Origin of the sequence: Curtobacterium sp. VKM Ac-1376 (assembly GCF_015351025.1) — a bacterium.
Lineage (GTDB): Bacteria > Actinomycetota > Actinomycetes > Actinomycetales > Microbacteriaceae > Curtobacterium.
In genome coordinates, this window is record NZ_JADKRV010000002.1 from 222,469 (window position 1) to 248,366 (window position 25,898).

Below are 25,898 nucleotides of genomic sequence, written 5' to 3' on the forward strand. Positions count from 1 at the left end.
AGCCCCCGGGGTGGGCGGCTATCATCGTGCGAGTCGCCGGACGGCCCTGCTTTCGGGGTACACGGTCGCTGCTCAGGTGGTTGGATCGTGGGCGGCGCCCTCGCCACCCGGAAGGATCCACCTCGTGCTCGGCATCCCCACGCACCTCGCTCCGCGAGTGAACGCGTGGTCGACCGTGCGAGCCTTCCACGCCGCAGCCGTCGGGTCCCTCATCGCCGCGGCGATCGCCCTGCTGCTGTACCGGCTGTCCGAACCCGACGTGGTCGTCGTCGGCCCGGTGCTGGCGCTGGTCCCGATGCTCGGCATGATCGGCGTGCACGTGCAGTTCGGGACATGGCGCTCCGCGGTGGCCTTCCTGGTCGTCGGCGCGGTGTGCGCCTGGTGGTTCGCACTCGGGGTGCAGCAGCAGGTGCCGACCGGCTGGGTCACCTCGTACCTGCTGTCCCTCGTCGTCATCCCGCTCATCCTGGTCGGTGGCGCCGGTGCGGTCCCGAGCAGGGTGGTGCTCTGGTCGTTCCTCGGGTTCCTGACCGGGAGACTGGCGACGTTGATCGCGATCGTGCAGTCCGACGCACCGCCCCGTCCGCTGGTTCTGGCGTGGATCACCCTCGGGTTCGTCGTCGCCCTCGTGCTCTTCACGACACGCAGCACGGCGCGGTCCGAGCGCGTGCAGCCGGAGCTCCTGCGGTCGGCGCGCGAGGAGCACGTCTCCGCGTACCGCGCCGGTGTCGAGGCCGAGGCGTCCGCGATCCTGCACGACACCGTGCTGAACCACCTCGGCGCGATCACCCTGGCCCCGGACGGTCCGATGGACCCGCACCTGGCCGAGACGGTGGAAGCCGACGTCGCCGTGCTCACCGGCAAGGGGTGGCTCGCGCCCGTGTCCCGACCGCGGCCGGGAGCAGCAGCAGGCGCGTTCGTCGCCATGGTCGACGAACACCGCGCCCTCGGGCTGGACGTCACGGTCTCCGGTGACCCCTCTGCACTCGAGCGGCTCGACCAGCGTGCCGTGACGGCGTTGATCCGGGCCGTCGGACAGTGCCTGGCCAACGTCCGGAAGCACGCCGGCACCGACGCGGCCGAGGTGAGCGTCTTCGACGACAGCGCGTCGTGCACGGTGATGGTGGTCGACGACGGGCGCGGCTTCGACGAAGAGGCCACGGGTGCCGATCGGATGGGGCTTCGTGGTTCGGTCCGTGACCGCATCGGTCGCGTCGGCGGCGAGGTGCAGATCTGGTCTTCGCCGGGTTCCGGCACGAGCGTGATGATGACGGTGCCGTACGGCCCGGTCACCGGGGCGATCACCGTGCCGACGACCACGGCCGACGGGCAGGGCAGCACCCGATGACCGCGACCGAGGCCCGACGCACCGCGCAGCAGTACGACCCGCTCGGCGCCATGGGGTCACGTCCCCTCGCCGTCGTGCTCGGCGCCGCGAGTGTCGTGTGGGCGCTCCTCGTGTCGATCTTCGACCGTGACGTCGCGGGCAGCCCCACCCTCAGCGCGCTCACCGTGCTGCTCATCGCGGCGTCCGGAGCCGTGGTCGTCACCGCGTCGAGCCCGTTCCGTGCACCGTTCCCACGCTCGGCCTACGTCGCCCACGTGGGACTGCTCGGCCTGGCATCCGTCGCGAGCGTGGCCGCGCAGTGGGGGCCGGACCGCAGCGCTCTGAACGACTTCATGTCGCTCATCACGGCGACCGGGATCGTCATGGTCGCGCCGTACCGCCCCTGGACCGACCTGACGATCGGCGGGATCGTGCTCGCCGCGGTGAACGCCGCTGTGTGGGGCCTCGGTGCGGCGACGTTCCCGCACGAGGTCCCGGTGGCGGTGGCGGCGTTCCTCGCCGCGGCGCCGACGCTGGTGCTGACGGCGGCGTCGGCCGTCTTCGCCTGGACCTTCGCCGGTCTCGCGGAACGCGTGCAGATCCGCGCCGGGTCCTACTCCGTCGAACGCGCGGAGCGTGACGGCATCGCGGCGAGCGTGCAGCAGGACCGCTCGACGATCCTGGCCAGCGACGTCGCCCCGTTCTTCGCCGAGCTCCGCACCCGCGAGGTCATCACCGACGCCGACCGGGCCCGGGCCCGCGAGATCGCCGACGGCATCCGCCGGTCGATGGTCGCCGAGGCCGACCGCACCTGGTTCGAGTACGCCGTGCGGATCGAGGGGGGAGCGGCACCGGTGGTCGACGATCCCGACGGCCTCATCGCGACCCTCGACACCGACCAGCGCGCCGTCGTCCGGACGTTCCTGCGTGCCGCGCTCCGTGCCTCCACCGTCGACCCGGCCGGGTTCCGTGCGGTGGTGCGACGAGCCGACGCGGCCACCGCACCGTCGGCACAGGCGCCCGCAACCGGCCGTGTGCTCGTCGAGATCGACCTCGCCGTGGCGGACTCCGACATCGGTGTCCACCGCACGTTCGACCCGTACTTCGCAGTCCTCCGCGTGACGTTCCCCGACCTCGACGTCGCGGTCCGTCCTTCCGCCCTCACACTAAGGTTCTCCTATGACCAGCACTGACCCGAACAGGCTCTCGGAGGGTCTCCCGGCCCGCCCGAACCCGGGAGCACGACGTGTGCGGCTGGCCATCCTCGACGACCACGAGGTGCTGCTGGACAGCCTGTCGAGCTGGATCGCGGTGAACGCGTTCGACTTCGACCTGGCCCTGACCGCGCACACCTGGCTCGAGATGGTCCACAGCGACAGTTTCCCGACCGACCTGGTGTTCCTCGACTTCCAGCTGAAGGAGCCGGTCTCCATCGAGGCCCGTGTCCGCACCTGCCGCGCGGCGGGCGCGAAGGTCATCGTGCTCTCCAGTGTGGACAGCCGCGAATCCCGCGACCGTGCTCTCGCGGCGGGTGCCGCCGCGTTCCTCTCCAAGTCGCTCCCGATGCGCGAGGTCATGGACGTTGCCCGCGACATCATGGGCGTCGCGCGGGAGACCCCGCAGCCGCGCGAGTGGCGTCCGCTGCCCACCGGAGCGGCCGCGCACCAGCGGCCGAAGCTCAGCGCGGGTGAGGAAGAAGCGCTGCGCCTCTACGTGTCGGGCTACTCGACGAACGAGGTCGCCGCGCAGATGAACGTGCAGTACGAGACCGCCAAGACCTACCTGCGCCGCGTGCGCGAGAAGTACAGCAAGGTCGGTCGCCCCGCCTCGAAGAAGTCCGACCTCATCCGGCGGGCCGCCGAGGACGGGTTCCTCGCGTAGTGGCGAAGCTCTACTTCCGCTACGGCGCGATGAACAGCGGCAAGAGCACGGGGCTCCTGCAGGCTGCGTACAACTACGAGGAGCGCGGGCACCGGGTCCTGCTCGCGAAGCCGGCGGTGGACACGAAGGGCGACCGTGAGATCGTGTCTCGCCTCGGCGTCAGCCGGACCGTCGACATCGTGTTCGCGCCCGACGCCGACGTGCGCGACGCCGTCACCGCCGCGGGTGCGCTCGACCCGCAGTCGGACCGCCTGGACGGCATGGTCCGCCCCGTCAGCTGCGTCCTCGTCGACGAGGCCCAGTTCCTCACCCCGCGCCAGGTCGACGACCTGCTGCGCATCGCGGTCCTGGACGAGGTCCCCGTCATCACCTACGGCATCCGCACCGACTTCCGCACCGAGGCGTTCCCGGGCAGCGCCCGCCTGCTCGAGGTCGCGCACTCGTTGGAGGAACTGAAGACCATCTGCCGCTGCGGCCGCAAGGCGGTCTTCAACGCCCGCACCGTGGACGGCCGCTTCGTGTTCGACGGCTCGCAGGTCGCGATCGACGGTGTCGACGTCGCCTACGAGTCACTCTGCGCCAACTGCTACCTGACGGAGTCCGGCGGCCGCCTCGACGGCGCCTGACCGGTCCTGCGGGCGGTCATGACACCCCGTACGGGTTCGGCGAGCGGTCACGTCGCGTCGTCGGTTCGCCCGCTGGGCGACGGGACGTGACCAGTCCGCGAGGTGCGCGCGGCACGTCGTGACCGCTCGGTGCACGAGACGGCACCGAACGGCGGCCGGGAGGCGCGGTGCGGCCCCGCCACGCGCCTCCCGGCCGCCTCTCAGGCCGTCCAGGGCCCGCCGCATGCGTCCGCCGAGTGGTCGCGAACCTGCGCTGGCGCGATGCCCAGGCGACGCCTGGTGACGGGTCGGCGGCCGGACGGCGGCACGTCCGGACCGGTGAGGATCCCGGTCTCGGGCGGAATGCGGGCTCGTCCGCGCGCGTTGGTGACCACATGACCGACGACACCCTGCACCTGTCCGTCCTCGACCTGGCCACCCGCGAGTACGGCCAGTCCAACACCGAGGCCCTGCAGGGGTCCATCGACATGGCCGTGCACGCCGAGCAGCTCGGGTACGAGCGGTTCTGGGTCGCCGAGCACCACGGGATGCCGGGCATCACGTCCTCGGCCCCGGCGGTGCTGCTGAGCGCCGTGGGTGCCGCCACCTCGACCATCCGCATCGGCTCCGGTGGTGTGATGCTGCCGAACCACGCACCGCTCGTGGTCGCGGAGCAGTTCGGCACCCTCCGTGCCCTGTACGGCGACCGCGTCGACCTCGGGCTCGGGCGTGCACCCGGCACCGACGGTGCTACGGCGATGGCGCTCCGCCGCACGGACCGGCTCGACGTGGACGACTTCCCGGACCGCCTGGCCGACCTGATCGGCTTCTTCACCGGGATGGCCGCCGACAACCCGCTGGCGGGCATCCGCGCGGTGCCGGGCTACGGCGACGTGCCGGAGTTCTGGCTGCTCGGGTCCTCCGGCTACAGTGCCCAGGTCGCGGGTGCGCTCGGCGTCTCGTTCGCCTTCGCCCACCACTTCGCGTCGGACAACACCGAGGCCGCGCTCGCGCTGTACCGCGACTCGTTCCGTCCGTCGCGGTTCCGCCAGACGCCGAACGCCCTGATCGGCGTGCAGGTCGTCACCGACGAGGACCCCGCCGTCATCGACGAGCAAAGCGCCCCGGGCATGATCTCCTTCATCCGGATGCGTCAGGGGGCCAAGCCCGAGCCGGTCTCGATGGACGAGGCGCGGGCGTACGAGTTCAACGACCTCGAGCGCCGGTTCATCGCGGCCCGCACGGAGCGTCAGGCCTACGGCAACGCGGAGCAGGTGGCGGCGAAGATCAACGCGCTCGTGGCGTCGACGGGGGCGAACGGCGTGATCGTGTCGCCCGGGGCTGCGCAGGCGCGGTACCGGCACCAGGCGCTCGACGTCGTGGCCGGGCTGCACGCCGCCGGCACGCTCGTGCCCGCGGGGGCGGGCGCTGGTGCCGGGGCGTCGTCCGTCGGCTAGTTCGTTCGCATCGTGCGCGGGAATGGTCGGGTGTCCGGTGGGCACCCGACCATTGCTGCTCACCAAGTCGCGCGGTGCCTCAGGTGAGCAGGCCCAGACGCGTGGCTGCGGCGACCGCTCCGACGCGGGAACCGACGTCGAGTTTGCGGAACACGTTGTAAACGTGCCGTTTGACCGTGCCGATCGCGAGCTGCAGGTCGGCGGCGATCTCGGCGTTGCTGCGCGCGGCGGCGAGGAGTCGCAGCACCTCGAGCTCGCGGTCGCTGAGCGGTGACCCGGCGCGGGCTTCCGTCACGAGGTCGACGGGGAACGTGACCGGTGCGGCATCGGCGTCGGCTGCCCGTGCGATCCGGTCGACGAGTTCGCGGCTCGGGGTGTCCTTCGTGACGAAGTCGACGGCGCCGGCCTCGAGCAGCGTCCGACGCAGCACGGCGTCCCGGTGCATCGTGAGCACCACCACGCGGATGTCCGGACGGGTGCGGCGGATCGTGGCGATCGTCGTCCGTGCCGGAGGGCCGTCCAGCTCGACGTCGAGCAGCAGCACGTCGATAGCGGCGGCCTCGGGGGAGTCGAGCACCTCGGCCGGCCGCTCGCCGTGTGCGACCACGCGGATCGTGGGGACCGCGGCCAGGAGGGTGGCGAGTCCCTCGCGGAACAGCCGGTGGTCGTCGACGATGGCGACGTGGGTGACGGTCACAGCGTCCCCCTCGGGATCGTCAGGCGGACGGTGGTGCCGTGTCCTCGGCTCCCGCGCACGCTCTCGACGTCGAGTTGTGCGCCGATCACCGCGGCACGTTCGCGCATGGTCTGCTGTCCGAGGCGACCGTCCGTCCCGTCGTGCGGGTCGAAGCCCGGGCCGTCGTCGGCGACCGTCGCGACCAACGCGGTGGGTGACCACGAGAAGCGCACCGACGTCGTCGATCCGGGGGCGTGCTTGCTCCGGTTCGTGAGCGCTTCGAGCAGGATCGTCAGGGCTTCCTCGGCCTGCCAGTTCGGCAGCGTGGTCGCCGTGCCGGTCGACACGATGGCCAGGCGGTCGTCGTCGGGGAACAGGTCCTTCGCGTGCCGGGCGAGGGCCTCGTCGAGCAAGGCGTCCCCGACGCGGGCGTGCAAGCTCACTGCGAGGTCCTGCACGTCCCCGAGGGCACCACGGAGCAGCCGTGCCGCGTCGTCGAGCTGCCTGGCGCGTTCGCCCGCCGGAGGGTCCGTGAGCAGCACCAGGTCGAGTCGCTGCAGTCCGGCGAGGATCCCGTGGGCGACCCGGTCGTGCAGGTCGCGGGCGATCTGCGTCCGGGAGTCCAGGTGCGCCGTCGTGACGCGTTGGCGCAGTGCCTCCGTGTAGGCGACCGCGCCGGCCGGGAACCGGCTCCAGATGCCCGCGTGCAGCGCCCTGGTGGCCCGCAGGACCTCTGCGGTCGACGTCGCGCCGACCTCGTCGATGAAGACAGGAAGGTAGGCGTCGAACAGCATCTCGGCGGCGAGCATGGCGCCGGCCGGGTGTCGGGCGTGCTCGGCGTGCAGAGCGCCGGTCGCCAGGTGCTCCGGGTCGAGGAAGGCGTGGCTCACGACGCTGCCCTCGGCACCGGCGGCGTATCGCTCGTGGGCCTCGGTGATCATCGACCTGACGTTCTCCGCCAGGTTCGCGGCCAGCACAGGGTCGTCCGCGAGATCGGGGAACTCCGCGGCGATCGTGGCGAGCACGGCGGCGAGGGGGTGGGCGTTGTGCATGACGCTTGCGAGCGTAGCTGCAGGGGGCACACCTGACGGGGGAGCGGGGTCCGCGTGGGTCCTCCGACACATCCATCCGATGGTCGTGCGGGGGAAAGCAGAAGGCCCCGGTTCCGGAGAACCAGGGCCTTCTTCGTACTGTCTCAACACAGTGTCGGGGTGACAGGATTTGAACCTGCGACCTCCTCGTCCCGAACGAGGCGCGCTACCAAGCTGCGCCACACCCCGCGGTGTGGTCACTCCCTACCGGAGCAACCCCAGAAGTCTACCCGATGATCGGTGATGCTCACGACCACCGGGTGAACTCCCGGGCGCGTCGGATCAGGAGGCCCGAGCGGTCAGGGTGACGACGACGGCCTCGGGTCGGCAGGCGAACCGAACCGGCGCGTAGATCGATGTTCCGAGACCGGCCGAGACCTCGAGCCAGGACCAGTGGTTCCGGTGCTGCCACTTGTGCAGCCCGCTGGCGTACCGGCGGGGGAGGTCGGAGTTCGTGACGAGCGCGCCGACTCCGGGGACCGCCACCTGACCGCCGTGGGTGTGCCCGGCGAAGATGACGTCGGCGCCCTGGGTCACGAAGGCATCGAGCACGCGACGGTAGGGGGCGTGCGTGACACCGATCGCGACCGGTGCGGGGCCGTCCTCGTCCTCGGACCACGGCACGTCGCTGCGCATCTCGTCGACGTTGGTGGGGAGCAGGTCGAGGCGGTCCCAGTCGCGGTGCGCGTCCGAGGTGCCGAACAGCTCGAACCGTGAGCCGCGGAGTTCGATCGCGTGTGCCTGGTCGTTCAGGTCGAGCCAGCCGAGCGACTCGAAGAACGCCGTTTGCCGATCGATGTCGAGACTGACGGGCTCTGCCGCTCTGTGCATCCGACTCGGCCCGGAGAAGTACTTGAGCGGGTTGCGCGGGGAGGGCCCGAAGAAGTCGTTCGACCCGTAGGCGAAGACACCGGGCACCCCGCGGAACGGCTCGAGCGCGTACTCCACGGCAGCGTTGGCGGTCGCATGGCCGAGGTTGTCGCCGGTGTTCACGATGAAGTCCGGCTCGACCAGGCTCAGGTCGCGCAGCCACTGCTGCTTGTCGGCCTGCCACGGGGCCATGTGGATGTCGGACAGGTGCAGGACGGTGACGTCCCGCGAGCCCGGCGGGAGGACCGGGACGGTCTCCCACCGGATCCCGAAGCGACGACGCTCGACCAACGAACCCCACGCTGCCGAAGCGGCACCGACGGCCGCACCCGCTGCGAGGACACCGAGCGCGGCGCGCCCGCGGGTCACTTGCAGTCCTTGGGGGCCTTGCCGTTCTTGTCGCCGTACAGCTGGATCGTCACGTCGGCGTTCTTGTCCGCCGCCGCACTGATCGCAGGGTCGACGGCCGCGACCTTGCAGGTCTTGCTGCCGCCGCCCTTGGCGTAGTCGTCCGACAGGTTCACGCTCGTGAAGCCGGCGTCGTTCAGGGCCGATCGGGCGTCGCCGAGGGAGTCGCCGCCGATCTCCGGCACGGTCGCCTGCGTGCCGTCCGAGGTGTAGACGGTGACGCTCGAACCCGACGACAGGAGCGCACCCGCCGCCGGAGAAGTCGACAAGACCGAACCAGGACTCCCCGTGCCGGGGCGCGCGCCGCCGTCGACGTAGGTGAACCCGGCGCCGGAGATGGCAGCGCGGGCCTCGTCGACCGTCTTGCCCTGCAAATTGGTCAAGGCCTTCGCATTGCCGCGCAGTGCCGACTGCTGCGGGTCGGTGAACGGCCCGGCCGGGTAGACGGCGTTCACCGGGGTCTGCGCCTGTCGCCAGACATCGGCTCGGACACCGGCGTACGTGCCGTTGACGCCGTTGCTGAAGTTCCGGAGGTTGGTGAGCTTGCCGTCGGTGTTGCCCTGCCAGTAGGCCGTGGCGACACGCGAACTCGAACCGACCAACCAGATCTGGTTGCCGTCGTCGGTGGTACCCGTCTTGCCGAAGAGCTGCGTGCCGTCCGCTGTCTGGGCACCGCGCGCGGTACCACCCGAGATCGTCCCCTTCATCGCGTAGATCGCTGCACGTGCCACCTCGGGGTCGATGGCCTGCTTGCAGTCCTTCGTCTGGCCACCGAGCTGCTTGCCCGACGGGGAAGTGATCTGGTCGATCGCGATCGGCTTGCAGTAGATGCCGTTGTTGGCGACGGCCGCGTAGGCGGCAGCCATCGTCATCGGCGCGATCTCGTTGACGCCGAGCACCGAGGAGGGGGTGTACTGCAGTTCGCCACCATCCGCACGATGGACTCCGAGGGACTCCGCCGTGTTCCGGATGTCACACAGGTCGAGCTTCTGGGCCATGTTGAGGAACGCGAGGTTGATCGACGCCGCGGTGGCGGCCGCGACGGTGTAGTTGCCGCTTTCACCCGCGGTGTCGTTCTTCGGGTTGTAGTCCCCTGCCGTGATCGGCTCGCCACACGCGGTCCATCCGGTCGACATGTTGCGCGGGGTGCCGCTGACGACTTCGTTCAGTCCGTGTCCGGCCTGCAACCAGGCCAGCAACGTGAAGAGCTTGTACGTCGAACCCGTCTGGAACCCGCCGGAGTTGCCGTACTCGTAATCGACGCTGTAGTTGATGCTCGTCGACGACGGCGCGGATTCCAGGGACTCGTCGAAGTCCTTGTTCTGCGCCATGGTCACGATCCGGCCGGATCCGGCCTCGATCGAGTTCAGTGTCGCGCCGAGGGCCAGGTTCGTCTCGGCCTTGTTGTCGTACGTGTTGAGGATCTGCTTCTGCTGGGCGTTGAGGTCGATGTTCAGCGTCGTCTGGATCTTGTACCCGCCGTTTCGCCAGGCGGTGTCGCGTGCCTTCTGCGACGAGCCGAGCTGCGACATCTCCTGCACGACCTTGACCGCGTAGTCGCAGAAGAACTGGGATCCGTCGCCGACCGAGGCTCGGCAGCCCTGCGACGGCTCGGTCAGGTGCACGTAGTCGGCCGGATTCGACAGTCGAGCCGCGCGGTACTCGTCCTCGGTGAGGTTCTTCTGGTCGTACATCGAGCGCAGGATGACGTTGCGCCGGGCGACGTTGGCGTCGTACTTCTTCGAGCTCGACAGGTTGCGTGCCTCGGGGTACTGCACGATGGCGATGAGCGATGCGGCCTCGGCCGGGGTCAGGTCGGTCGCGCTCTTGTTGTAGTAGTGCTGCGCCGCGGCCTGCACGCCGTAGGTCTGGTCGCCGAAGTAGGCGATGTTCAGGTAGGCGGTGAGGATCTCCTTCTTGGAGTACTTCTTCGCCAGCCCGATCGCGAGCTTCATCTCTTCCAGCTTGCGGGGGATGGTCTGCTCGACGGCCTCGTTGTAGGCCTTCTGCTGCTCCTCCTTCGTGGGGAGTTCGAGCGCCTGCTGCATCTTGATGTTGCGGACGAGCTGCATCGTCAGCGTCGAACCACCGCCGGACTCGCCGAGCCCACCCGCGATGCTGCCCACGCCGGCGCGGATCAGGGAGGTCATGTCGACGCCACCGTGGTCGTAGAAGCGCTTGTCCTCGCCGTCGATGGCCGCGTTCTTCAGCTGGTCGCTGATCTGGTCGAACTCCAGCTCTTCGCGGTTCTGGTCGTAGACCGTCGCGAAGTGCACCGACTCGCCACCCGAGTACGCGTACAGCTCGTTGCGCTGCGGCAGGTCACCGATCTCGATGTACTCCGGCAGGGACTCGAACACACCGATCGTGGACGTCGTCGTGACTCCGGCGACGGCGATGGCCGGCGTGACGCCGATCGTGACGAGCAGGCCGGCGAGGGCACTGAACCCGACGAATCCGATGAAGGCGCCGACTGCTGAGACGGGCTTGGTCCGCGATGCAGACGTCTTCTGGGCAGACATAGGATGCAGCCTAAACGACACCCCCGACTGAAAGGCTGGCAAGGAACCGCATGACTCGCTGGGAGTACTTCACCACGCCGCTGATGATCCACAACACCACCGCGATCCTCAACAACTACGGGGACGAGGGCTGGGAGCTGGTCCAGATCGTCACCGGTCCCGAGGGCGGTCTCGTCGCCTACCTGAAGCGCCCCAAGGCCGACGCGTGAGCGTCTCCGACCGGCTCGCGGAACTCGGCCTGACGATCCCCGCGGTGGCCGCACCCGTCGCCGCGTACGTGCCCGCCGTCCTGACGGGCCAGTACGTCTACACGGCGGGTCAGCTGCCGTTCGTCGACGGTGCCCTGCCCGTGACCGGCAAGGTCGGCAACGGTGTCGACGCCGAGACCGCCGCTGGCCAGGCACGCGTGGCCGCGCTGAACGCCCTGGCCGCCGTGCAGTCGGTCGCCGGATCGCTCGACCGCGTTGCCCGTGTCGTCAAGGTCACCGTGTTCGTCGCCTCGGACCCGTCCTTCACCGGTCAGCCCGGGGTCGCGAACGGCGCGTCGACCCTCGTCGGCGAGGTCTTCGGCGACGCCGGCGTCCACGCGCGGAGCGCGGTGGGCGTCGCCGTGCTCCCGCTGGACGCGCCGGTCGAGGTCGAGCTGGTGGTGGAGCTCACCGCCTGACGGCAGCGACCGACGGCACGAACGTGAGCAGGGCCTCCAGTCCGAGACGGACGGGAGGCCCTGCTTCCGTTCCCGGGACTACATGAGTTCGGCGATGGTCGCCATGATCGTCGGATCGGCGAGCGTCGTCGTGTCGCCGATGCGGCGGCCCTCGGCCGCGTCGCGGAGCAGCCGCCGCATGATCTTGCCGGAGCGCGTCTTCGGCAGCTCCGGCACGATGACGACCTGGCGCGGCTTCGCGATCGCACCGATGCGCTTGCCGACCCAGTTGCGGAGCTCCGCGGAGGCGGTCTCGCGGTCGACGTCGGCGGCGGCCTCGCTGGTCAGGATGACGAAGGCGACGACGGCCTGCCCGGTGGTCTCGTCGGCGGCGCCGACCACGGCGGCCTCGGCGACGCCCTCGTGGCCGACCAGGGCGGACTCGATCTCGGCCGTCGACAGGCGGTGCCCGGAGACGTTCATGACGTCGTCGACGCGCCCCTGCACCCAGATGTCGCCCTGCCCGTCGAGCCGCGCTCCGTCGCCGGCGAAGTAGCGGCCGGGGAACCGCGACCAGTAGGTCTCGACGAAGCGGTCCGGGTCGCCCCAGATGCCGCGCGCCATCGAGGGCCACGGCTCGGTGATGGTGAGGTAGCCGCTCTCGCCCGGGTCGGCGCGGTTGCCGTCGTCGTCGACGATCTCGGCGACGATGCCGGGCAGCGGCGTCTGCGCGGCGCCGGGCTTGAGCTTCGTGACGCCGGGCAGCGCGGAGATCATGATCGCGCCGGTCTCGGTCTGCCACCACGTGTCGACGATGGGCGTGCGGTCGTGGCCGATGACCTGGCGGTACCAGTTCCACGCCTCGGGGTTGATGGGTTCGCCGACGCTGCCGAGCAGCCGGAGGGTCTCGAGGCTGCGGGCCTCGGGGATCTCGCGGCCGGCCTTCATCGCCGCACGCACGGCGGTCGGTGCCGTGTACAGGACGGTGACGCCGTAGGAGTCGACGAGGTCCCACCAGCGGCCGGGCTTCGGCTCGTCGGGCGTGCCCTCGTAGAGCACCTGGGTGACGCCGTTCGCCAGGGGGCCGTAGACGACGTACGAGTGCCCGGTGATCCAGCCGATGTCGGCGGTGCACCAGTAGACGTCCTTCTCCGGGTGCATGTCGAACACGTTCTTGTGCGTGTACGCCGCCTGGGTCAGGTAGCCGCCCGAGGTGTGCACGATGCCCTTCGGCTTCCCGGTCGTGCCAGAGGTGTACAGGATGAACAGCGGCGTCTCGGCGGGGAAGGCCTCGGGCGTGTGCTCCGGTTCGGCCTTGGCCAGCTCGTCGTGCCACCACAGGTCACGGTCGTTCCAGGCGATCTCGTTGCCGCCACGCTTGACGACCAGGACGTGCTCGACGGTGTCGGTGCCCTCGCCGGTGAGTGCCTCGTCGACGGCGGGCTTGAGGGCGGAGACCGCCCCGCGGCGCCAGCCGCCGTCGGCGGTGACGACGAGCTTCGCGCCGGCGTCCTCGATGCGGGCGCGGAGGCTCTCGGCGCTGAAGCCGCCGAAGACGACGGAGTGCACGGCACCGATGCGGGCGACGGCCAGCATCGTGACGACGGCCTCGGGGATGAGTGGCAGGTAGACGACCACGCGGTCGCCCTGGCCCACTCCGAGGTCGGTGAGCATGTTCGCGGCGCGCTGCACCTCGGCGGTCAGCTCGGCGTAGGTGATCCGGCGGGTGTCGCCAGGCGCGCCCTCGAAGTGGATCGCGACCCGGTCACCGTTCCCCGCGCGGACGTGCCGGTCGAGGCAGTTCTCGGCGACGTTGAGCTCGCCGTCCGCGAACCACTTCGCGAACGGGGCGCCGGACCAGTCCAGGGTCTGCGTGAACGGCGTGCGCCAGTCGATGAGCGAGCGGGACTGCTCGGCCCAGAACGCCTCGCGGTCCGCTGCCGCCGCGTGGTGGAGGTCCTCGCCCGCGACCGCGTCGGCCACGAACTCGGGCGGCGGGGGGAAGGTCGCTCCGTCGTCGTTTCGGGGATCGGTCTGGGTCGGAGTGGACATCGGTGTCCTTTCGCGTCGTTGCGTCCTCAGGGTGCATCCATCGTTGCGTCCGCTGACCGCATTGGTGGTTGCGTCCTCCGAGCACATCCATCGTTGCGTCCTCTTGGCGCATCCGGAGACTACCCCTCGGCCGAGTTCTCGCACGGCACGCCGGGTGGTCGTGTCCGGGGTTGCCCCGGAGGGCCGATCGTGGGGTACAGTGGTTCCTGCTGGACTCGTTTCCGGCGGCATCGAATCGGATTCCCCCCAATCCCTCGGTGTCAAGGCGGCACCTGTTCCCCCCAACCGGTGCCGCCTCTTCTGTTCTCCGGGCTCGGGCTCGAGCCTTCGCGGCTCGCCGGACCGCGTCGTGGGGCTCCGATCCGCGCGGGTACGCCGGTCGTGTGGACAGACCGGTCCATGCTTGCGCATCGACTCTTCCTCGTGGGCGTAGCACGTGCTACGCCCCTTTCCGCCGCCGGGGGCAAGGGGGATCGTCGAGGCGGGCGGGGTCGGTGTCGCATCATCCACCGGGGTACGCCTTTCCTTTTCGGGGGACAAACCGGTCCGTTGGTGGGGGGAAGAGCGATTGTCCACCGATGCGCACCCTGTTTGATGGGTGCACGTCCGTTCTCCCTACTGTCGGCGGCATGCCGTTGCACCGTGCTCCGCCCTCGTCGCCGTCGCGTTCGTCGATCGCCGCTCCGCCGGCGCTGCCGTTCCTGCCCGGAGCTGCACCACCCGCGCGACGCCGTGCCGACGGCGTGCTCGAGTTCGAGGAGCTCGCCACGCTGGTCGCCGACGCCACGGTGACGGACGTCCTCGTGCTCGGGGGCGTGGGCACCTGGGTCGACCGTGGTGCCGGGCTCGAGGCGGTGCCACCCCGGCTGACGGAGGGGCGCGCCCGCGAGCTCGCGACCCGGCTCGTCGCGCTCGGTGGCCGGCACGTCGACGAGACCACGCCGTGCGCGGACGTCCGCCACGGTGACGGCGTCCGCGTGCACGTCGTGCTCGCCCCGGTGTCCCTCGTCGGGACGGCCGTCTCCATCCGGTTGCCCCAGGTGCAGCGTCCGACACTCGCCGGCCTCGAGCGCGCCGGGACCTTCGAGTTCGTCCCGCGAGCCGTCGTCGAGGACGCCGTCGCCGCCCGCCGCAACGTCCTCGTCACCGGAGCGACCGGCAGCGGCAAGACGACCCTGCTCGCGGCGATGCTCGGCGGTGTTCCCGTGGACGAACGGATCGTGACGGTCGAGGACGTCGCCGAACTCCGCATCGCGCACCCGCACGTCGTCGCCCTCGAGGCTCGTCAGGCGAACGCCGAGGGGACGGGCGCGCTCGGTCTCGACCGGCTCGTGCGCGAGGCACTCCGGATGCGCCCCGACCGGATCGTCGTGGGGGAGTGCCGGGGTGCCGAGGTGCGTGAACTCATGTCCGCGCTGAACACCGGCCACGACGGCGGAGCGGGGACCGTGCACGCCAACGGTCTGGCGGACGTCGCGGCCCGGCTCGAGGCACTGGGTGCGCTCGCGGGACTCGGCGTCGAAGCGCTCGCCCGCCAAGCCGTCAGCGCCTTCGACCTGGTCCTGCACGTCGAGCGCCGCGCCGGGCAGCGACGGCTCGGCGGGGTCGGTTCGCTGCGCGTCGGAACGGACGGGAGGCTCGAGGTGCGGCCGGAGGACGGGCTGCGGTGAGCCGACGCGCCCCTGCCGACCCGGCGCGCGTCGCGGGCGCGCTCGACCGCGTGGCGACGCTGGTCGCGGCGGGCGTCCCGCCCCCGCGGGCGTGGCAACTCGTCGGCGGCCTGCCCGGGGTCGGGGGACCGGCGCAGCGTGACATCGCCGTCGTCCTCCGGGTTGCCGACCGCACCGGATCGCCGGTCGCGGACACCCTCCGGGGGCTCGCCGGTGCGCTGCGACGCACCGCCGCGTCGGACCGGGCGATCCGGGTCGCGCTCGCCGGACCGCGCACGAGCGCACGGGTCGTGCTCGCACTGCCGCTGTTCGGCCTCGGGCTCGGTGCCGCGTGGGGTGCCGGCGCGGTCGAGGTCCTCGTCGGGTCACCCGCGGGCTGGGTGTGCTCGGCGCTCGCCGCCGTGCTCGTGCTCGTCGGGCGGCACTGGAGCGCCAGGCTCGTCCGGTCCGCAACCCCCGACGGGCGCGTGCCGGGTGTGCTCCTCGACGCCTGGGCGGTGGCAGTCTCCGGGGGAGGGTCCTGGACCACGGCGGCCGACGCGGTCGCCGAGGCGTCGGCAGGTGCGGTCCCGCCGACGGGAGACCTGGCCCGGCTCCGGGAGGTCCTCGACCTGGCCCGTCGCGCCGGTGTGCCCGCAGCGGGGCTGCTGCGCCGCGCCGCCGAGGACGTCCGCGACGAGGCAGCGGCCGACGGGCTCGCAGCGGCGGAGCGACTGGCGGTCCGGCTCGTCCTGCCCCTCGGGGTGTGCGTGCTGCCGGCGTTCGTGCTCGTGGGGGTGGTGCCCGTCGTGGTCGGAGTCCTCTCCTCCACCGTGGCCGGGGTCGGGTGAGCTCTCCACAGATCCCAGCGGAACGCTCGGTCGACGCGGCCGTCCCGACAGGCTGGTCCCACCGCAACAGAGAGGACGGACCCCATGAGCACCACCCCATCTCCCACCCGCCGTACCCGCCGCACCGTCGGCCGGTGGCGTTCCCGCTTGCAGGACGACCGTGGGTCGGCCACGGCCGAGTACGCCGTCGTCATCCTCGCCGCCGTGGCCTTCGCCGGTGTGCTCGTCGCCGTCATGCGCTCGGGCGAGGTCCAGACCATCCTGACCGACCTCGTCCGCGGTGCCCTCTCACTGTGAGCGCGGTTCGGTGACCGTCGAGTTCGCTGTGGCGCTCCCCGTGGTGGCGCTCGTCCTGACCACGCTCGTCGCGGCGGTGCTCGTCGTCGACGGGCAGGGCCGGCTCCAGCTGGCCGCGGCCACCGCAGCCCGCGCCATCGGCCGTGGGGACGACGCCGACGGCCGCGCCGCCGCCGCCCGGATCGCGCCGGGGGTCTCGATCGCCGTCCGGTCCGACGACGGGTTGGTCTGCGTCGACGCCACGCGCGGCGGGACCGGACCCTTCGCGGCACTGCCGCTCAGCGCGACCGGTTGCGCCGCGACACGGGGACGGTGACAGGGTGCGGCGCGGCGCGCAGGACGGCTCGGCGACCGTGCTGCTCGCGGCGGTCCTCGGCGTGGGCGTCCTGATCGCCTCGGCGGCGCTCGCCGCGGCCGGTCACCGCACCCAGGCCATCCGGGCTGACGGTGCTGCCGACGCGGCTGCCACCGCCAGCGCCGCGGCCGCCACCGGTCTCGTTTTGGGGGAGCCGTGCGTCGTCGCGGCCAGGGTCACCACCGCGAACGGTGCGACGCTCACCGCCTGCGAACTCACCGCCACGACGGCACGCGTTCGCGTCCGCGTGGGCACCGGACCGTTCGCCGTCGGCGCGGTCGCGGTGGCCGGTCCGGCGGACGGCCCGCCCGAACACTATGTGTATGGTGTGCCTGTCGGCCCGTGGTCACCGATGTCCCGGTCGACCCGGACACGCTCGTGACCAGGGCCGATCAGCACCATCGATCAAGGAGACACGTGCCAGGCACGAAGAAGCTCGTGATCGTCGAGAGCCCTGCGAAGGCGAAGACGATCGCGCAATACCTCGGTGACGGATACGAAGTCCAGGCCTCGGTCGGACACATCCGCGACCTCGTCGAGCCCAAGAACCTGCCGCCCGAGCTCAAGAAGGGCTCTCTCGGCAAGTTCTCGGTGGACGTGGACAACGGCTTCGAGCCGTACTACGTCGTGTCCGACGCCAAGAAGAAGACGGTCTCCGAGCTCAAGCGTGCGCTCAAGGACGCCGACGAGCTCTACCTCGCAACAGATGAAGACCGCGAGGGTGAAGCGATCGCGTGGCACCTGCTCCAGGTCCTCAAGCCGAAGGTCCCCGTCAAGCGGATGGTCTTCCACGAGATCACGAAGGAGGCGATCCAGCGCGCACAGGAGGCCACCCGCGAGCTCGACACCGCCCTCGTCGACGCGCAGGAGACCCGCCGCATCCTCGACCGGCTGTACGGGTACGAGGTCTCGCCGGTCCTCTGGCGCAAGGTTGCTCCCGGCCTGTCCGCCGGTCGTGTGCAATCCGCCGCGACCCGCCTGGTCGTCGACCGCGAGCGTGAGCGCCTGGCCTTCGTCTCCGCGAACTACTGGGACCTCTCCGCCCGGTTCGAGAAGGCCGGTGAGTCCACCTTCTCCGCTCGACTCGCCCGGATCCACGGCACCCGCGTCGCATCGGGTCGTGACTTCGACGACCGCGGCACCATGAGCGGTGAGGTGGTCCGCCTCGACGAGGCCGCTGCCGCGTCACTCACCACGGTGCTCGAGCGGGCCGGTGACGCCACCGTCCGCAGCGTCGACTCGAAGCCCTACACTCGTCGCCCCGCCGCGCCGTTCACCACCTCGACGCTGCAGCAGGAGGCCGCGCGCAAGCTCCGCCTGTCGCCGCGTCAGACCGCCCGTGCCGCGCAGACGCTGTACGAGAACGGCTACATCACCTACATCCGTACCGACTCCGTCTCGCTCTCGCAGCAGGCGATCGATGCGGCTCGCAAGCAGGCGGCCGACCTCTACGGTGCGGCCACCGTGCCGGACAAGCCGCGCCTGTACGCGAGCAAGAGCAAGAACGCCCAGGAGGCGCACGAGGCCATCCGTCCCGCCGGCGACTCCTTCCGCACGCCGCAGCAGCTCCAGGGCACGCTGACCGGTGTGGAGTGGCGCCTCTACGACCTCATCTGGAAGCGCACGATCGCGTCGCAGATGGCGGACGCCAAGGGTTCGACCGCGTCGATCGTGCTCGGCATCGCGTCGTCCGAGTCCGTCGAGGGCATCGCCTCGACCGCGAACGGCACGGACGCCGAGTTCACGGCGTCCGGCACCGTCATCACCTTCCGCGGGTTCCTCAGCGCCTACGAAGAGGGCCGCGACGAGGACCGCCACGAGGCCAGCGAGCGTGCCGGGCAGGACGTCGCCCTGCCGAACGTGACCGAGGGGGAACACCTCGCGGTCACCGACGTCGAGGCGAAGGGGCACGACACCACGCCGCCGCCGCGCTTCACCGAGGCGAGCCTCATCAAGACGCTGGAAGAGCTGGGGATCGGGCGCCCGTCGACCTACCCCACGATCAGCCCGACGATCATCGACCGCGGCTACGTCTCGCTCCGCGGCACACAACTCGTGCCGAACTGGATCGCGTTCAGCGTGGTGCGCCTGCTCGAGCAGTACTTCGGCGAGCTGGTCGAGTACGACTTCACCGCGGAGATGGAAGAGGACCTCGACCGCATCGCGCGCGGGGACGCGGACCGCGTCGACTGGCTCAAGGGCTTCTACTTCGGTGGCGGCGACGGCGAACAGCGCGGACTGCGGACCGTCATCGACAACCTCGGTGAGATCGACGCGCGCGAGATCAACTCCGTCGAACTCGCGCCGGGCCTCACCCTCCGGATCGGTCGCTACGGTCCCTACATCGAGGTGCCGAGCGACGACCCGGAGAAGCCCCGTCGCGTCAACGTGCCCGAGGACCTCGCTCCTGACGAGCTGACGGTCGAGAAGGCGAAGGAGCTCGTGGACGCCCCCGTCATCGGCGACCGCGTCGTCGGCATCAACCCGGAGACCGGGAAAGAGGTCCTGGCGAAGGACGGCCGCTTCGGTCCCTACGTCACGGAGCGCACCCCGGAACCGGAGCCCACCGTCGACCCGAAGACCGGTGAGGTCGTCGCGGCGACCACCGCTGCCGGACCGTCAGCGGCCGAGGTGACCGCCGAGAACGCCGCTGACACGACGACGACCGCCACGAAGGCCCCGGCGAAGAAGGCCCCCGCGAAGAAGACGACGAAGAAGGCTGCGGCGCCGAAGGAACGGACCGCCTCGCTCTTCAAGTCGATGGACCCGCAGACGGTCGATCTCGAGACCGCGCTGAAGCTCCTCGACCTGCCCCGCGTCGTCGGCCAGGACCCGGAGACCGGCAACGACATCACCGCGCAGAACGGGCGCTACGGGCCGTACCTCAAGAAGGGCACGGACACCCGGACCCTCCCGAGCGAGGACGCGATCTTCGACATCGACCTGCCCGGGGCGCTCGAGATCTTCGCCCAGCCGAAGTACGGCGGCAACCGGACCGCAAGTGCTGCGCTCAAGGAGTTCGACGCCGACCCGGTGTCCGGCAAGCCGATCAAGATGAAGGACGGCCGGTTCGGTCCGTACGTCACCGACGGTGAGACGAACGCGACGATCCCGAAGGGCGAGGACGTCGAAGCGGTCGACCACGCCCGCGCCGTCCAGCTCATCGCCGACAAGCGCGCCAAGGGCCCGGTGAAGAAGAAGACGCCGGCTCGCCGGGCTCCGGCGAAGAAGAAGTGACCGGTCGGTTCATCACGCTCGAGGGCGGCGACGGCGTGGGCAAGACGACCCAAGCGGAGCTGCTCTCGGCGTGGCTCGCCGACCACGGCCGGACGGTCTTGCGTACCCGCGAGCCGGGCGGAACCGACCTCGGTGTCCGGATCCGCGAGATGGTGCTGCACGAGCGAGGCCACGTTGCGCCGCGCGCTGAGGCCCTCCTCTACGCGGCTGACCGGGCGCAGCACGTCGAGACGGTCGTCCGCCCGGCGATCGCCCGCGACGAGATCGTCCTGCAGGACCGCTACATCGACTCCTCCGTCGCGTACCAGGGCGTGGCGCGCGGGCTCGGCGGGGACCAGGTCCGCTCGGTCTCCGAGTGGGCGGCCGACGGCCTGGCGCCGGACCTGACGATCCTGCTCGACCTCGACGTGTCGGTCGGCCGTGCGCGCGTAGCCGCCGCCCGCGGTGACACCTTCGACCGGCTGGAGTCCGAAGCCCAGGCGTTCCACGAGTCGGTCCGCAGCGCGTTCCTCGCCATGGCGGATGCCGAGCCCGAGCGCTTCCTGGTCATCGACGCTGCAGCGTCCACCGAGGACGTCCAGCGCGCCATCCGTGCTGCGGTCGCACGGCTCGTCGCGATCGACGCGGTATGACAGTGGTCACTGACAGGATGTTCCCGTGAGCGTGTGGGACGGCCTGACCGGGCAGGAAGAAGCTGTCGCGTCGCTCCGGAACGCCGCCGAGTCGACGGACGGCACCGGGGGCATGACCCACTCGTGGCTCATCACCGGGCCGCCCGGTTCCGGGCGCTCGAACGTCGCGACGGCGTTCGCCGCGGCGCTCGTCGGCAACGGGCCGGACGACGACCACACCCTGCGGCAGATCACCGCGAAGACCCACCCCGACGTCGCGGTGCTCACCACCCAGCGGGTCATCATCACGATCGACGAGATCCGGCAGCTCGTCACGTCGTCGCACTACTCGCCCTCGGTCGGGCAGTACCGTGTCGTCATCATCGAGGACGCCGACCGCATGACCGAGCGCACCTCCAACCTGCTGCTCAAGGCGCTCGAGGAGCCCCCGGAGCGCACCGTGTGGATCCTCTGCGCCCCGAGCGAGGCCGACCTGTTGCCGACGATCCGCTCGCGGGTCCGCTCGGTGCGCCTCCGTGTGCCCGGCATCGAGTCCGTCGCCGATCTGCTCGTCACCCGCACCGGTGTCGACCGCGGGCTCGCGATGGACGCCGCGCGCCAGGCACAGAGCCACATCGGCATGGCCCAGCGCCTCGCCACCAGCGAAGCGGCCCGTGACCGCCGTCGTCGCACCCTGATGACCGTGCTCGGCGTGCGGAGCGTCGGTGATGCCGTCATGGCCGCGGCCGACCTGCTCGCCGTCGCCGACGAGGACGCCAAGTCCATCACCGAGCAGCGCGACTCCGAGGAGCGCGACGCAGCTCTGCGTTCGCTCGGGGTCGAGCCGGGCGGCACGATCCCGCCGGCACTCCGGTCGCAGCTCCGCGCGCTCGAGGACGACCAGAAGCGTCGTGCGACCCGGAGCCTGCGCGACGGTCTCGACCGCATCCTGGTCGACGTCTCCTCGCTCTACCGAGACCTGCTGCTGCGCGGACTCGGTGCGCCGGCCGAACCGGTCAACCTCGCCATGCGGGAGCAGCTCGAGCACGCGCTGCCGACGGTTCCGCCCGCCGCCGCGCTCGAGGTGCTGGACGCCGTCGCGCTCGCTCGGCAGCGGATCGCCGCGAACGTGGCCGCGCTCCTGGCACTCGAGGCGCTGCTGGTCACGATCGCGCGCGCTCGCCGCTGACGACCGCGCCCGCGGCCGAGGGCCGGACGTGCGAGCCCCCGCGCCGCTTGCGGCTCAGCGTGCGACAATCACGACATGCCCGACGCTGAACCCGGACTGCGCGAACGGAAACGCCGCGCCACCCGCCGCGCCATCCAGCAGGCCGCGCTCCGGATCGCCATCGAGCACGGGCTCAGCGCCGTCACGGTCGACGAGATCTCCCGTCGCGCCGACGTCTCGCCCCGGACGTTCTTCAACTACTTCCCGAGCAAGGAACAGGCGATCCTCGGCGACGACCCACGGCTGCCCGACGACGGCGCGCTGCAGCAGTTCGTCGACAGCGGACCGACGGGGGACCTGCTGGCGGACATCGGCACGCTCCTGGTGCACTCCACCCGCGAACTCATCGAGGAGCGCGGGCTGATCGAGGAGCGGCAGCAGGTCCTGCGGGCCAACCCGGAACTGTTCGGCCGGCGCATGGCGTCGATGAAGGAGTTCCAGGCAGAGCTGCAGGCGGCCGTCCAGCGCCGGCTCGAGCGGGCGGAACCGGAAGTCGCGGCGGACCCCGATGTGCTCCGCCGGCGAGCTGGCCTGGCGGCCATCGTGGCCCTTGCCGCCCTGCGGCACGCCTGGTGGGAGTGGTCCGGTTCCGGAGCCGGCTCGCACCTCGCCGACGAGCTCGAACGGTCCTTTGCCGAGCTCGGTGTGCTGGTTTCGCGTTCACTCGTCTGAACCTGTATAGTCATTGCTCGTGCCGCTCCGGACATGGAGTGTGCGCCGCCTTAGCTCAGTCGGTAGAGCGATTCACTCGTAATGAATAGGTCGTCGGTTCGATTCCGACAGGCGGCTCCGAAGAAAATCCCCGTTCGCACCGGTCGTTGGACCAAAGCGAACGGGGCTTCCTCGTGGGGGCAGTGCACACAGCAGTGCACACATTAGCTCGCCGCGCGAGCCTTGTCGTAGGGGGGACTGGCGGAGGCTCCGGCGATTCAGTTGTACCGACACAGGGCCTCGGGCAGGATGCCAGTATGAGGATTCCTTTCACGCGCGTCGGGTTTGCAGTCGTCGTCGCTCCTGCGCTGCTTGTCCTCACTTCATGCGCCGGCTTCCCTTCCGCCGAGCCAACCCCGACGCCGAAGCCGTTTCGAACGACCGGGACGATCACGGTCCCGATGGACATCAGCGAGTCATTGCCGCTGCAAAACGGTAGCCCGGCGGTCGGCAACCCTTGCGTCCCGCAAGCAGGCTACGACGACATCGCCGCAGGCGCGCAAGTTGTGATCTCGGACACAGACGGGGAAACGCTTGCAGTCGGTGAGCTTCGAGACGGGTACCTGCAGGACGGCCCCGGGGGCAGCGCGTTCTTCCAGTCTGTCTGCGAATATCCCTTCATCGTGTCCCGGATTCCGCAGGGCGAGAAGTTCTACGCCGTCCACATCGGCAATACGAACCGCGGGGAACGGAACTACACGCAGGCTCAGCTCGAAGCGGGTGAGATCGCACTTTCGATCGGCGGATAGTCGCAGGATCTCGACGTGGTTGCCCCCGGACGAGGGTCGCGGTTCACCGGATCCTCGCCGTATGCTCAGCCGGTCCACAGCAAGAACAAGGGGAACCCGATGACCGAGTACCAGTCCGCACCCACCGCACCGCCCGCACCGCAGAAGCGCTCCAACCCGCTCGGGCTGACGGCCCTGATCGTCGGCATCGTCGCCATCATCGGCTGCGCGATCCCGATCGTGAACTTCGTGTCTATCTTCCTCGGCTTCGTCGCCGTCGTACTCGGCATCGTCGGGCTTCTGCAGAAGAACCGTGCCCGCGGTCTCGCGATTGCCGGCACCATCCTCGGTGCCATCGCACTGATCGTCGGCATTACGACGGCATCGATCTACTCGGCGGCGGTCAGCAGCGTCTCCGACGCCCTCGAGTCGTCCGCGCCGGCCGCGACAGAGGATGCCGCATCATCCACCCCCTCGAAGGAGCCGTCCGAGGAAGCGTCGGAGGACACGTCCGAGTCAGACGTCCCTGCCGAGTACACGTCCGCGCTCACGTCCGCGCAGAACTACTCGGACATGATGCACATGTCGAAGGAAGGACTCCGCACTCAGCTGACCTCCGACGTCGCCGACCAGTTCTCCGACGAGGCCGCCGACTACGCCGTCGAGAACGTCGACGCCGACTGGAACGCCAACGCGCTCGCTACCGCGAAGAACTACCAGGACACCATGAGCATGTCGCCCGAGGCGATCCGCGACCAGCTCACCAGCGACGTCGCCGACAAGTTCACCCAGGCCGAAGCCGACTACGCCGTCGCGCACCTGAACGACTGACACACCGAACGGCGAAAAACCCCGCAGACCTTCGCGGGTCTGCGGGGTTTTTCGCCAGCGGCCTTGGGTGACCATGGGTCTTCGAGGCGGAGTGACCCCTACGATCTCGACACGACGTCTGACTGACTCACTCCTGCCCAGGTGCACGACGAGTACGGCTACGGCCTCGAGCACCTGAAGAAGCTCCGGTACGAAAAGAAGGGCTTCCCGTACTACAAGCCCACCGAGCGCAAGGTGCTCTACAAGCGCTCCGGGATCGACGCGTTCATCGAGGCAAGCAGGGTGGACGCGTCCAAGATGCGACGGCACAACACTTAGGACCGCAGCTTTTTGCGACTCGGGCTCGCCCAGAGGTCGACCGATGGCGTCGCGAGCTTCTCGAGGACCAGCGCCGGCTGAAATCGCCACAGCCTTCCCATCCTCAGCGATGGGATGTCACCGGCCCGCGCGTACCTGATCACGGTTTCGTAGGACACCCCAAGGATCCGCGCCATCTCGTGTGCGTCAACTAATGCTTCGCCCATACGGTCACCGTACGGCCGAGGCGGTCGTTTCTTGACCCTGCTGTCGGCTTCTCTCCGATGCGCAGCGTTCGATGCGGGTATGGAACTGGAAGACGTGAACACTGCTGACCAGGCCGCGGAGTACCTGAAGCTAACGCCGGAGAAGCTCAAGCGGCTCGCTCGGGCACGGGGAGATCGGTTGCGTGAGAGCGGGCCCGGAGCGCGCGTGGGTGTGGCGGGACGCCGCCCACCCCGATACCGTCGACGCATGACGACCGAGGGCAAGCTCATGATGACGAGCGAGGCAGACGGCACCTTCACCATCACCCGCATCGCGGACGAAGCGGTTCTGGGTCGGATGACCCTTGACGACTTCAGCCGTTGGCACGCGTGGCGCGAGAACGCAGCCGGTGAGCGTGAGTACCTCGGCGTCTTCGAAGACGACGGCGACGGTATCGCCGCCATCGAAGACGCGGCCGAGAACGACCGCTGAACGACGAAACACCCCCTTGAGCGCCCCAAGTAGCTCGAGGGGGTTCGTGTACCGGAGTCAGTCGTCGAGGTCGCCTGCGTACCCGTCCTCCGCCTCGCGGTGCTCCCGCACCGATTGGTCCCCTACCAAACAGGGGAGCGCGGAAGCATCAGGCGTCGGGCATGATGTCCGCATGGGGACATTGACGTACACACAGCAGTCGAGCCGCGCGCGGATCCTGATGCGAACCCTGCTCGCACTCCTCGTCGGGTGCGGTCTCGTTCTCGGCACCGCGACCACTGCGCAGGCTGCCGACGGCGTGAAGATGCCGAACGTCGTCGGGCTGTCAGCGAAGACAATTCGCAATCTGCTGACGGAAGAGGGCTTCATCGTGAAGCTGAAGCCCAAAGCGCACGGACCAGTCGTCATGCCTTCGCATTGGAAGGTCACTGGCCAGAGCGTGAAGGCCGGCGAGCAGATCGAGCCCGGCGACAAGATCAAGCTGACGGTCAAGCTCAAGAAGAAGTACGCACCGGGGAGCTCCAAAGAAGCGTCCGCGACGCCGACCGCCGATCCCGAGGTGACCAGCGCAGGCCTCGATCGCGCTCATGCGGGCACTGCGTGCGACCAGTACGGCGAACAGCAGTACCCGTACGGCTGGAAGGGGCACACGATTCTCGGCGTGATCGCCGCTGAGAACCAGGGTGACCACTACTTCTGGAAGTTCGAGGCAGACGTCACGAACGCGTACAACGCTGAGGCCGCCGCCACGGTCGAATGCACCGTGGGTGGGTCGAACGACACCCCCCAGGTGACCGAGTTCAACGTCTACTGAGAGTCATGCCCGCGGGTGGGATGGATCAGGTTGAGGCGTCCGCTTCCTGACGCAT

27 protein-coding genes and 2 tRNA genes are annotated in these 25,898 nt (G+C 70.1%); 22 read left to right on the forward strand and 7 right to left on the reverse strand.

Annotated elements, in window-relative coordinates; translation table 11 throughout:
- Window positions 1-124: 124 nt before the first annotated feature.
- The 5 genes from ITJ56_RS03900 to ITJ56_RS03920 all read left to right on the forward strand — a co-directional run bounded on the left by ITJ56_RS03900 (window position 125) and on the right by ITJ56_RS03920 (window position 5,270).
- Entirely contained in the window at window positions 125-1,348 is a 1,224-nt protein-coding gene (locus ITJ56_RS03900; RefSeq protein ID WP_194627840.1) for a sensor histidine kinase, read from the forward strand.
- Complete coding sequence (locus tag ITJ56_RS03905) at window positions 1,345-2,520, forward strand: hypothetical protein (protein WP_194627842.1); 1,176 nt, start codon at window positions 1,345-1,347, stop codon at window positions 2,518-2,520. Before ITJ56_RS03900 ends, ITJ56_RS03905 begins: the two co-directional genes overlap by 4 nt.
- Complete coding sequence (locus ITJ56_RS03910) at window positions 2,507-3,208, forward strand: response regulator transcription factor (RefSeq protein WP_228517118.1); 702 nt, start codon at window positions 2,507-2,509, stop codon at window positions 3,206-3,208. The genes ITJ56_RS03905 and ITJ56_RS03910 overlap by 14 nt, the downstream gene beginning before the upstream one ends.
- Window positions 3,208-3,834: a thymidine kinase gene (locus ITJ56_RS03915; RefSeq protein ID WP_194627844.1), complete on the forward strand. Its 627-nt coding sequence runs from the start codon at window positions 3,208-3,210 to the stop codon at window positions 3,832-3,834. Before ITJ56_RS03910 ends, ITJ56_RS03915 begins: the two co-directional genes overlap by 1 nt.
- A 374-nt stretch (window positions 3,835-4,208) precedes the next feature.
- Window positions 4,209-5,270, forward strand: a complete 1,062-nt coding sequence (locus tag ITJ56_RS03920) for an LLM class flavin-dependent oxidoreductase (RefSeq protein ID WP_194627846.1) — start codon at window positions 4,209-4,211, stop codon at window positions 5,268-5,270.
- Window positions 5,271-5,349: 79 nt separating this feature from the next.
- Here ITJ56_RS03920 and ITJ56_RS03925 read toward each other — a convergent pair whose 3' ends face one another.
- From ITJ56_RS03925 to ITJ56_RS03945, 5 genes are all read right to left on the reverse strand, one after another.
- Complete coding sequence (locus ITJ56_RS03925) at window positions 5,350-5,967, reverse strand: response regulator (RefSeq protein ID WP_194627848.1); 618 nt, start codon at window positions 5,965-5,967, stop codon at window positions 5,350-5,352.
- A complete protein-coding gene (locus ITJ56_RS03930; RefSeq protein ID WP_194627850.1) occupies window positions 5,964-6,998 on the reverse strand; it encodes a sensor histidine kinase in 1,035 nt (344 codons plus the stop codon). Before ITJ56_RS03930 ends, ITJ56_RS03925 begins: the two co-directional genes overlap by 4 nt.
- 154 nt (window positions 6,999-7,152) lie before the next feature.
- Window positions 7,153-7,226, reverse strand: a tRNA-Pro gene (locus tag ITJ56_RS03935).
- Window positions 7,227-7,319: 93 nt separating this feature from the next.
- Window positions 7,320-8,276, reverse strand: a complete 957-nt coding sequence (locus ITJ56_RS03940) for a metallophosphoesterase (RefSeq protein ID WP_194627852.1) — start codon at window positions 8,274-8,276, stop codon at window positions 7,320-7,322.
- The gene (locus tag ITJ56_RS03945) at window positions 8,273-10,837 is read right to left on the reverse strand and encodes a transglycosylase domain-containing protein (protein WP_194627860.1); all 2,565 of its coding nucleotides are present in this window, start codon (window positions 10,835-10,837) and stop codon (window positions 8,273-8,275) included. The genes ITJ56_RS03940 and ITJ56_RS03945 overlap by 4 nt, the downstream gene beginning before the upstream one ends.
- A gap of 50 nt (window positions 10,838-10,887) precedes the next feature.
- Between ITJ56_RS03945 and ITJ56_RS03950 the strand changes: the two genes are divergently transcribed.
- On the forward strand, window positions 10,888-11,046 hold the full coding sequence (locus ITJ56_RS03950; protein ID WP_017888699.1) for a DUF4177 domain-containing protein: 159 nt from the start codon (window positions 10,888-10,890) through the stop codon (window positions 11,044-11,046).
- On the forward strand, window positions 11,043-11,504 hold the full coding sequence (locus tag ITJ56_RS03955) for a RidA family protein (RefSeq protein WP_194627861.1): 462 nt from the start codon (window positions 11,043-11,045) through the stop codon (window positions 11,502-11,504). The genes ITJ56_RS03950 and ITJ56_RS03955 overlap by 4 nt, the downstream gene beginning before the upstream one ends.
- 78 nt (window positions 11,505-11,582) lie before the next feature.
- Here the strand turns inward: ITJ56_RS03955 and acs are convergent, their stop codons facing one another.
- Complete coding sequence (gene acs, locus ITJ56_RS03960) at window positions 11,583-13,535, reverse strand: acetate--CoA ligase (RefSeq protein ID WP_194627863.1); 1,953 nt, start codon at window positions 13,533-13,535, stop codon at window positions 11,583-11,585.
- A gap of 629 nt (window positions 13,536-14,164) precedes the next feature.
- Between acs and ITJ56_RS03965 the strand changes: the two genes are divergently transcribed.
- The 13 genes from ITJ56_RS03965 (at window position 14,165) to ITJ56_RS04025 (ending at window position 24,351) form a co-directional block, all read left to right on the forward strand.
- Window positions 14,165-15,205: a CpaF family protein gene (locus ITJ56_RS03965; protein WP_228517119.1), complete on the forward strand. Its 1,041-nt coding sequence runs from the start codon at window positions 14,165-14,167 to the stop codon at window positions 15,203-15,205.
- On the forward strand, window positions 15,202-16,035 hold the full coding sequence (locus tag ITJ56_RS03970) for a type II secretion system F family protein (RefSeq protein ID WP_194627865.1): 834 nt from the start codon (window positions 15,202-15,204) through the stop codon (window positions 16,033-16,035). Before ITJ56_RS03965 ends, ITJ56_RS03970 begins: the two co-directional genes overlap by 4 nt.
- Window positions 16,036-16,119: 84 nt before the next feature.
- Entirely contained in the window at window positions 16,120-16,332 is a 213-nt protein-coding gene (locus ITJ56_RS03975) for a DUF4244 domain-containing protein (RefSeq protein ID WP_228517120.1), read from the forward strand.
- Window positions 16,333-16,342: 10 nt separating this feature from the next.
- Window positions 16,343-16,648 (forward strand): TadE family type IV pilus minor pilin, encoded by a 306-nt coding sequence (locus tag ITJ56_RS03980; protein WP_194627867.1) that lies wholly within the window; start codon window positions 16,343-16,345, stop codon window positions 16,646-16,648.
- A 4-nt stretch (window positions 16,649-16,652) separates the two neighbouring features.
- On the forward strand, window positions 16,653-17,069 hold the full coding sequence (locus ITJ56_RS03985) for a helicase (RefSeq protein ID WP_194627869.1): 417 nt from the start codon (window positions 16,653-16,655) through the stop codon (window positions 17,067-17,069).
- A 35-nt stretch (window positions 17,070-17,104) separates the two neighbouring features.
- Complete coding sequence (topA, locus tag ITJ56_RS03990; RefSeq protein ID WP_194627871.1) at window positions 17,105-19,924, forward strand: type I DNA topoisomerase; 2,820 nt, start codon at window positions 17,105-17,107, stop codon at window positions 19,922-19,924.
- Window positions 19,921-20,556, forward strand: coding sequence for a dTMP kinase (tmk, locus tag ITJ56_RS03995; RefSeq protein ID WP_194627873.1), 636 nt, complete (start codon window positions 19,921-19,923; stop codon window positions 20,554-20,556). The genes topA and tmk overlap by 4 nt, the downstream gene beginning before the upstream one ends.
- Before the next feature lie 25 nt (window positions 20,557-20,581).
- Entirely contained in the window at window positions 20,582-21,724 is a 1,143-nt protein-coding gene (locus tag ITJ56_RS04000; protein ID WP_194627875.1) for a DNA polymerase III subunit delta', read from the forward strand.
- Window positions 21,725-21,799: 75 nt separating this feature from the next.
- Window positions 21,800-22,435 carry a TetR/AcrR family transcriptional regulator gene (locus tag ITJ56_RS04005; protein ID WP_194627877.1) on the forward strand — a complete coding sequence of 212 codons (636 nt, stop codon included), beginning with the start codon at window positions 21,800-21,802 and terminating at the stop codon, window positions 22,433-22,435.
- Between the two features lie 44 nt (window positions 22,436-22,479).
- Window positions 22,480-22,552, forward strand: a tRNA-Thr gene (locus ITJ56_RS04010).
- A 323-nt stretch (window positions 22,553-22,875) separates the two neighbouring features.
- On the forward strand, window positions 22,876-23,223 hold the full coding sequence (locus ITJ56_RS04015) for a hypothetical protein (protein WP_194627879.1): 348 nt from the start codon (window positions 22,876-22,878) through the stop codon (window positions 23,221-23,223).
- A gap of 99 nt (window positions 23,224-23,322) precedes the next feature.
- Window positions 23,323-24,033: an Ltp family lipoprotein gene (locus ITJ56_RS04020; protein ID WP_194627881.1), complete on the forward strand. Its 711-nt coding sequence runs from the start codon at window positions 23,323-23,325 to the stop codon at window positions 24,031-24,033.
- A gap of 141 nt (window positions 24,034-24,174) precedes the next feature.
- Window positions 24,175-24,351 carry a hypothetical protein gene (locus tag ITJ56_RS04025; protein WP_194627883.1) on the forward strand — a complete coding sequence of 59 codons (177 nt, stop codon included), beginning with the start codon at window positions 24,175-24,177 and terminating at the stop codon, window positions 24,349-24,351.
- On the opposite strand, the gene ITJ56_RS19090 is transcribed toward ITJ56_RS04025, so the two are convergent.
- Entirely contained in the window at window positions 24,348-24,869 is a 522-nt protein-coding gene (locus tag ITJ56_RS19090) for a helix-turn-helix domain-containing protein (RefSeq protein WP_416354745.1), read from the reverse strand. The genes ITJ56_RS04025 and ITJ56_RS19090 overlap by 4 nt on opposite strands.
- Between ITJ56_RS19090 and ITJ56_RS04035 the strand changes: the two genes are divergently transcribed.
- A complete protein-coding gene (locus ITJ56_RS04035; protein ID WP_194627887.1) occupies window positions 24,805-25,029 on the forward strand; it encodes a hypothetical protein in 225 nt (74 codons plus the stop codon). The two genes, ITJ56_RS19090 and ITJ56_RS04035, sit on opposite strands and share 65 nt — an antisense overlap.
- A 220-nt stretch (window positions 25,030-25,249) precedes the next feature.
- Window positions 25,250-25,843 (forward strand): PASTA domain-containing protein, encoded by a 594-nt coding sequence (locus ITJ56_RS04040; RefSeq protein ID WP_194627889.1) that lies wholly within the window; start codon window positions 25,250-25,252, stop codon window positions 25,841-25,843.
- The last annotated feature ends 55 nt before the right edge of the window (window positions 25,844-25,898 follow it).

Coding starts and splice junctions, on each gene's coding strand:
- ITJ56_RS03965 (WP_228517119.1), top strand. CDS start 14,165: ATGCCGTTGCACCGTGCTCCGCCCTCGTCGCCGTCGCGTTCGTCGATC.
- ITJ56_RS04020 (WP_194627881.1), top strand. CDS start 23,323: ATGACCGAGTACCAGTCCGCACCCACCGCACCGCCCGCACCGCAGAAG.
- ITJ56_RS19090 (WP_416354745.1), bottom strand. CDS start 24,869: ATGCGGGTGATGGTGAAGGTGCCGTCTGCCTCGCTCGTCATCATGAGC.
- ITJ56_RS04035 (WP_194627887.1), top strand. CDS start 24,805: ATGACGACCGAGGGCAAGCTCATGATGACGAGCGAGGCAGACGGCACC.
- acs (WP_194627863.1), bottom strand. CDS start 13,535: ATGTCCACTCCGACCCAGACCGATCCCCGAAACGACGACGGAGCGACC.
- ITJ56_RS03975 (WP_228517120.1), top strand. CDS start 16,120: ATGAGCACCACCCCATCTCCCACCCGCCGTACCCGCCGCACCGTCGGC.
- ITJ56_RS04005 (WP_194627877.1), top strand. CDS start 21,800: ATGCCCGACGCTGAACCCGGACTGCGCGAACGGAAACGCCGCGCCACC.
- ITJ56_RS03950 (WP_017888699.1), top strand. CDS start 10,888: ATGACTCGCTGGGAGTACTTCACCACGCCGCTGATGATCCACAACACC.
- ITJ56_RS03945 (WP_194627860.1), bottom strand. CDS start 10,837: ATGTCTGCCCAGAAGACGTCTGCATCGCGGACCAAGCCCGTCTCAGCA.
- ITJ56_RS03910 (WP_228517118.1), top strand. CDS start 2,507: ATGACCAGCACTGACCCGAACAGGCTCTCGGAGGGTCTCCCGGCCCGC.
- ITJ56_RS03905 (WP_194627842.1), top strand. CDS start 1,345: ATGACCGCGACCGAGGCCCGACGCACCGCGCAGCAGTACGACCCGCTC.
- ITJ56_RS04040 (WP_194627889.1), top strand. CDS start 25,250: ATGCGAACCCTGCTCGCACTCCTCGTCGGGTGCGGTCTCGTTCTCGGC.
- ITJ56_RS03920 (WP_194627846.1), top strand. CDS start 4,209: ATGACCGACGACACCCTGCACCTGTCCGTCCTCGACCTGGCCACCCGC.
- ITJ56_RS04015 (WP_194627879.1), top strand. CDS start 22,876: ATGGACATCAGCGAGTCATTGCCGCTGCAAAACGGTAGCCCGGCGGTC.
- ITJ56_RS03930 (WP_194627850.1), bottom strand. CDS start 6,998: ATGCACAACGCCCACCCCCTCGCCGCCGTGCTCGCCACGATCGCCGCG.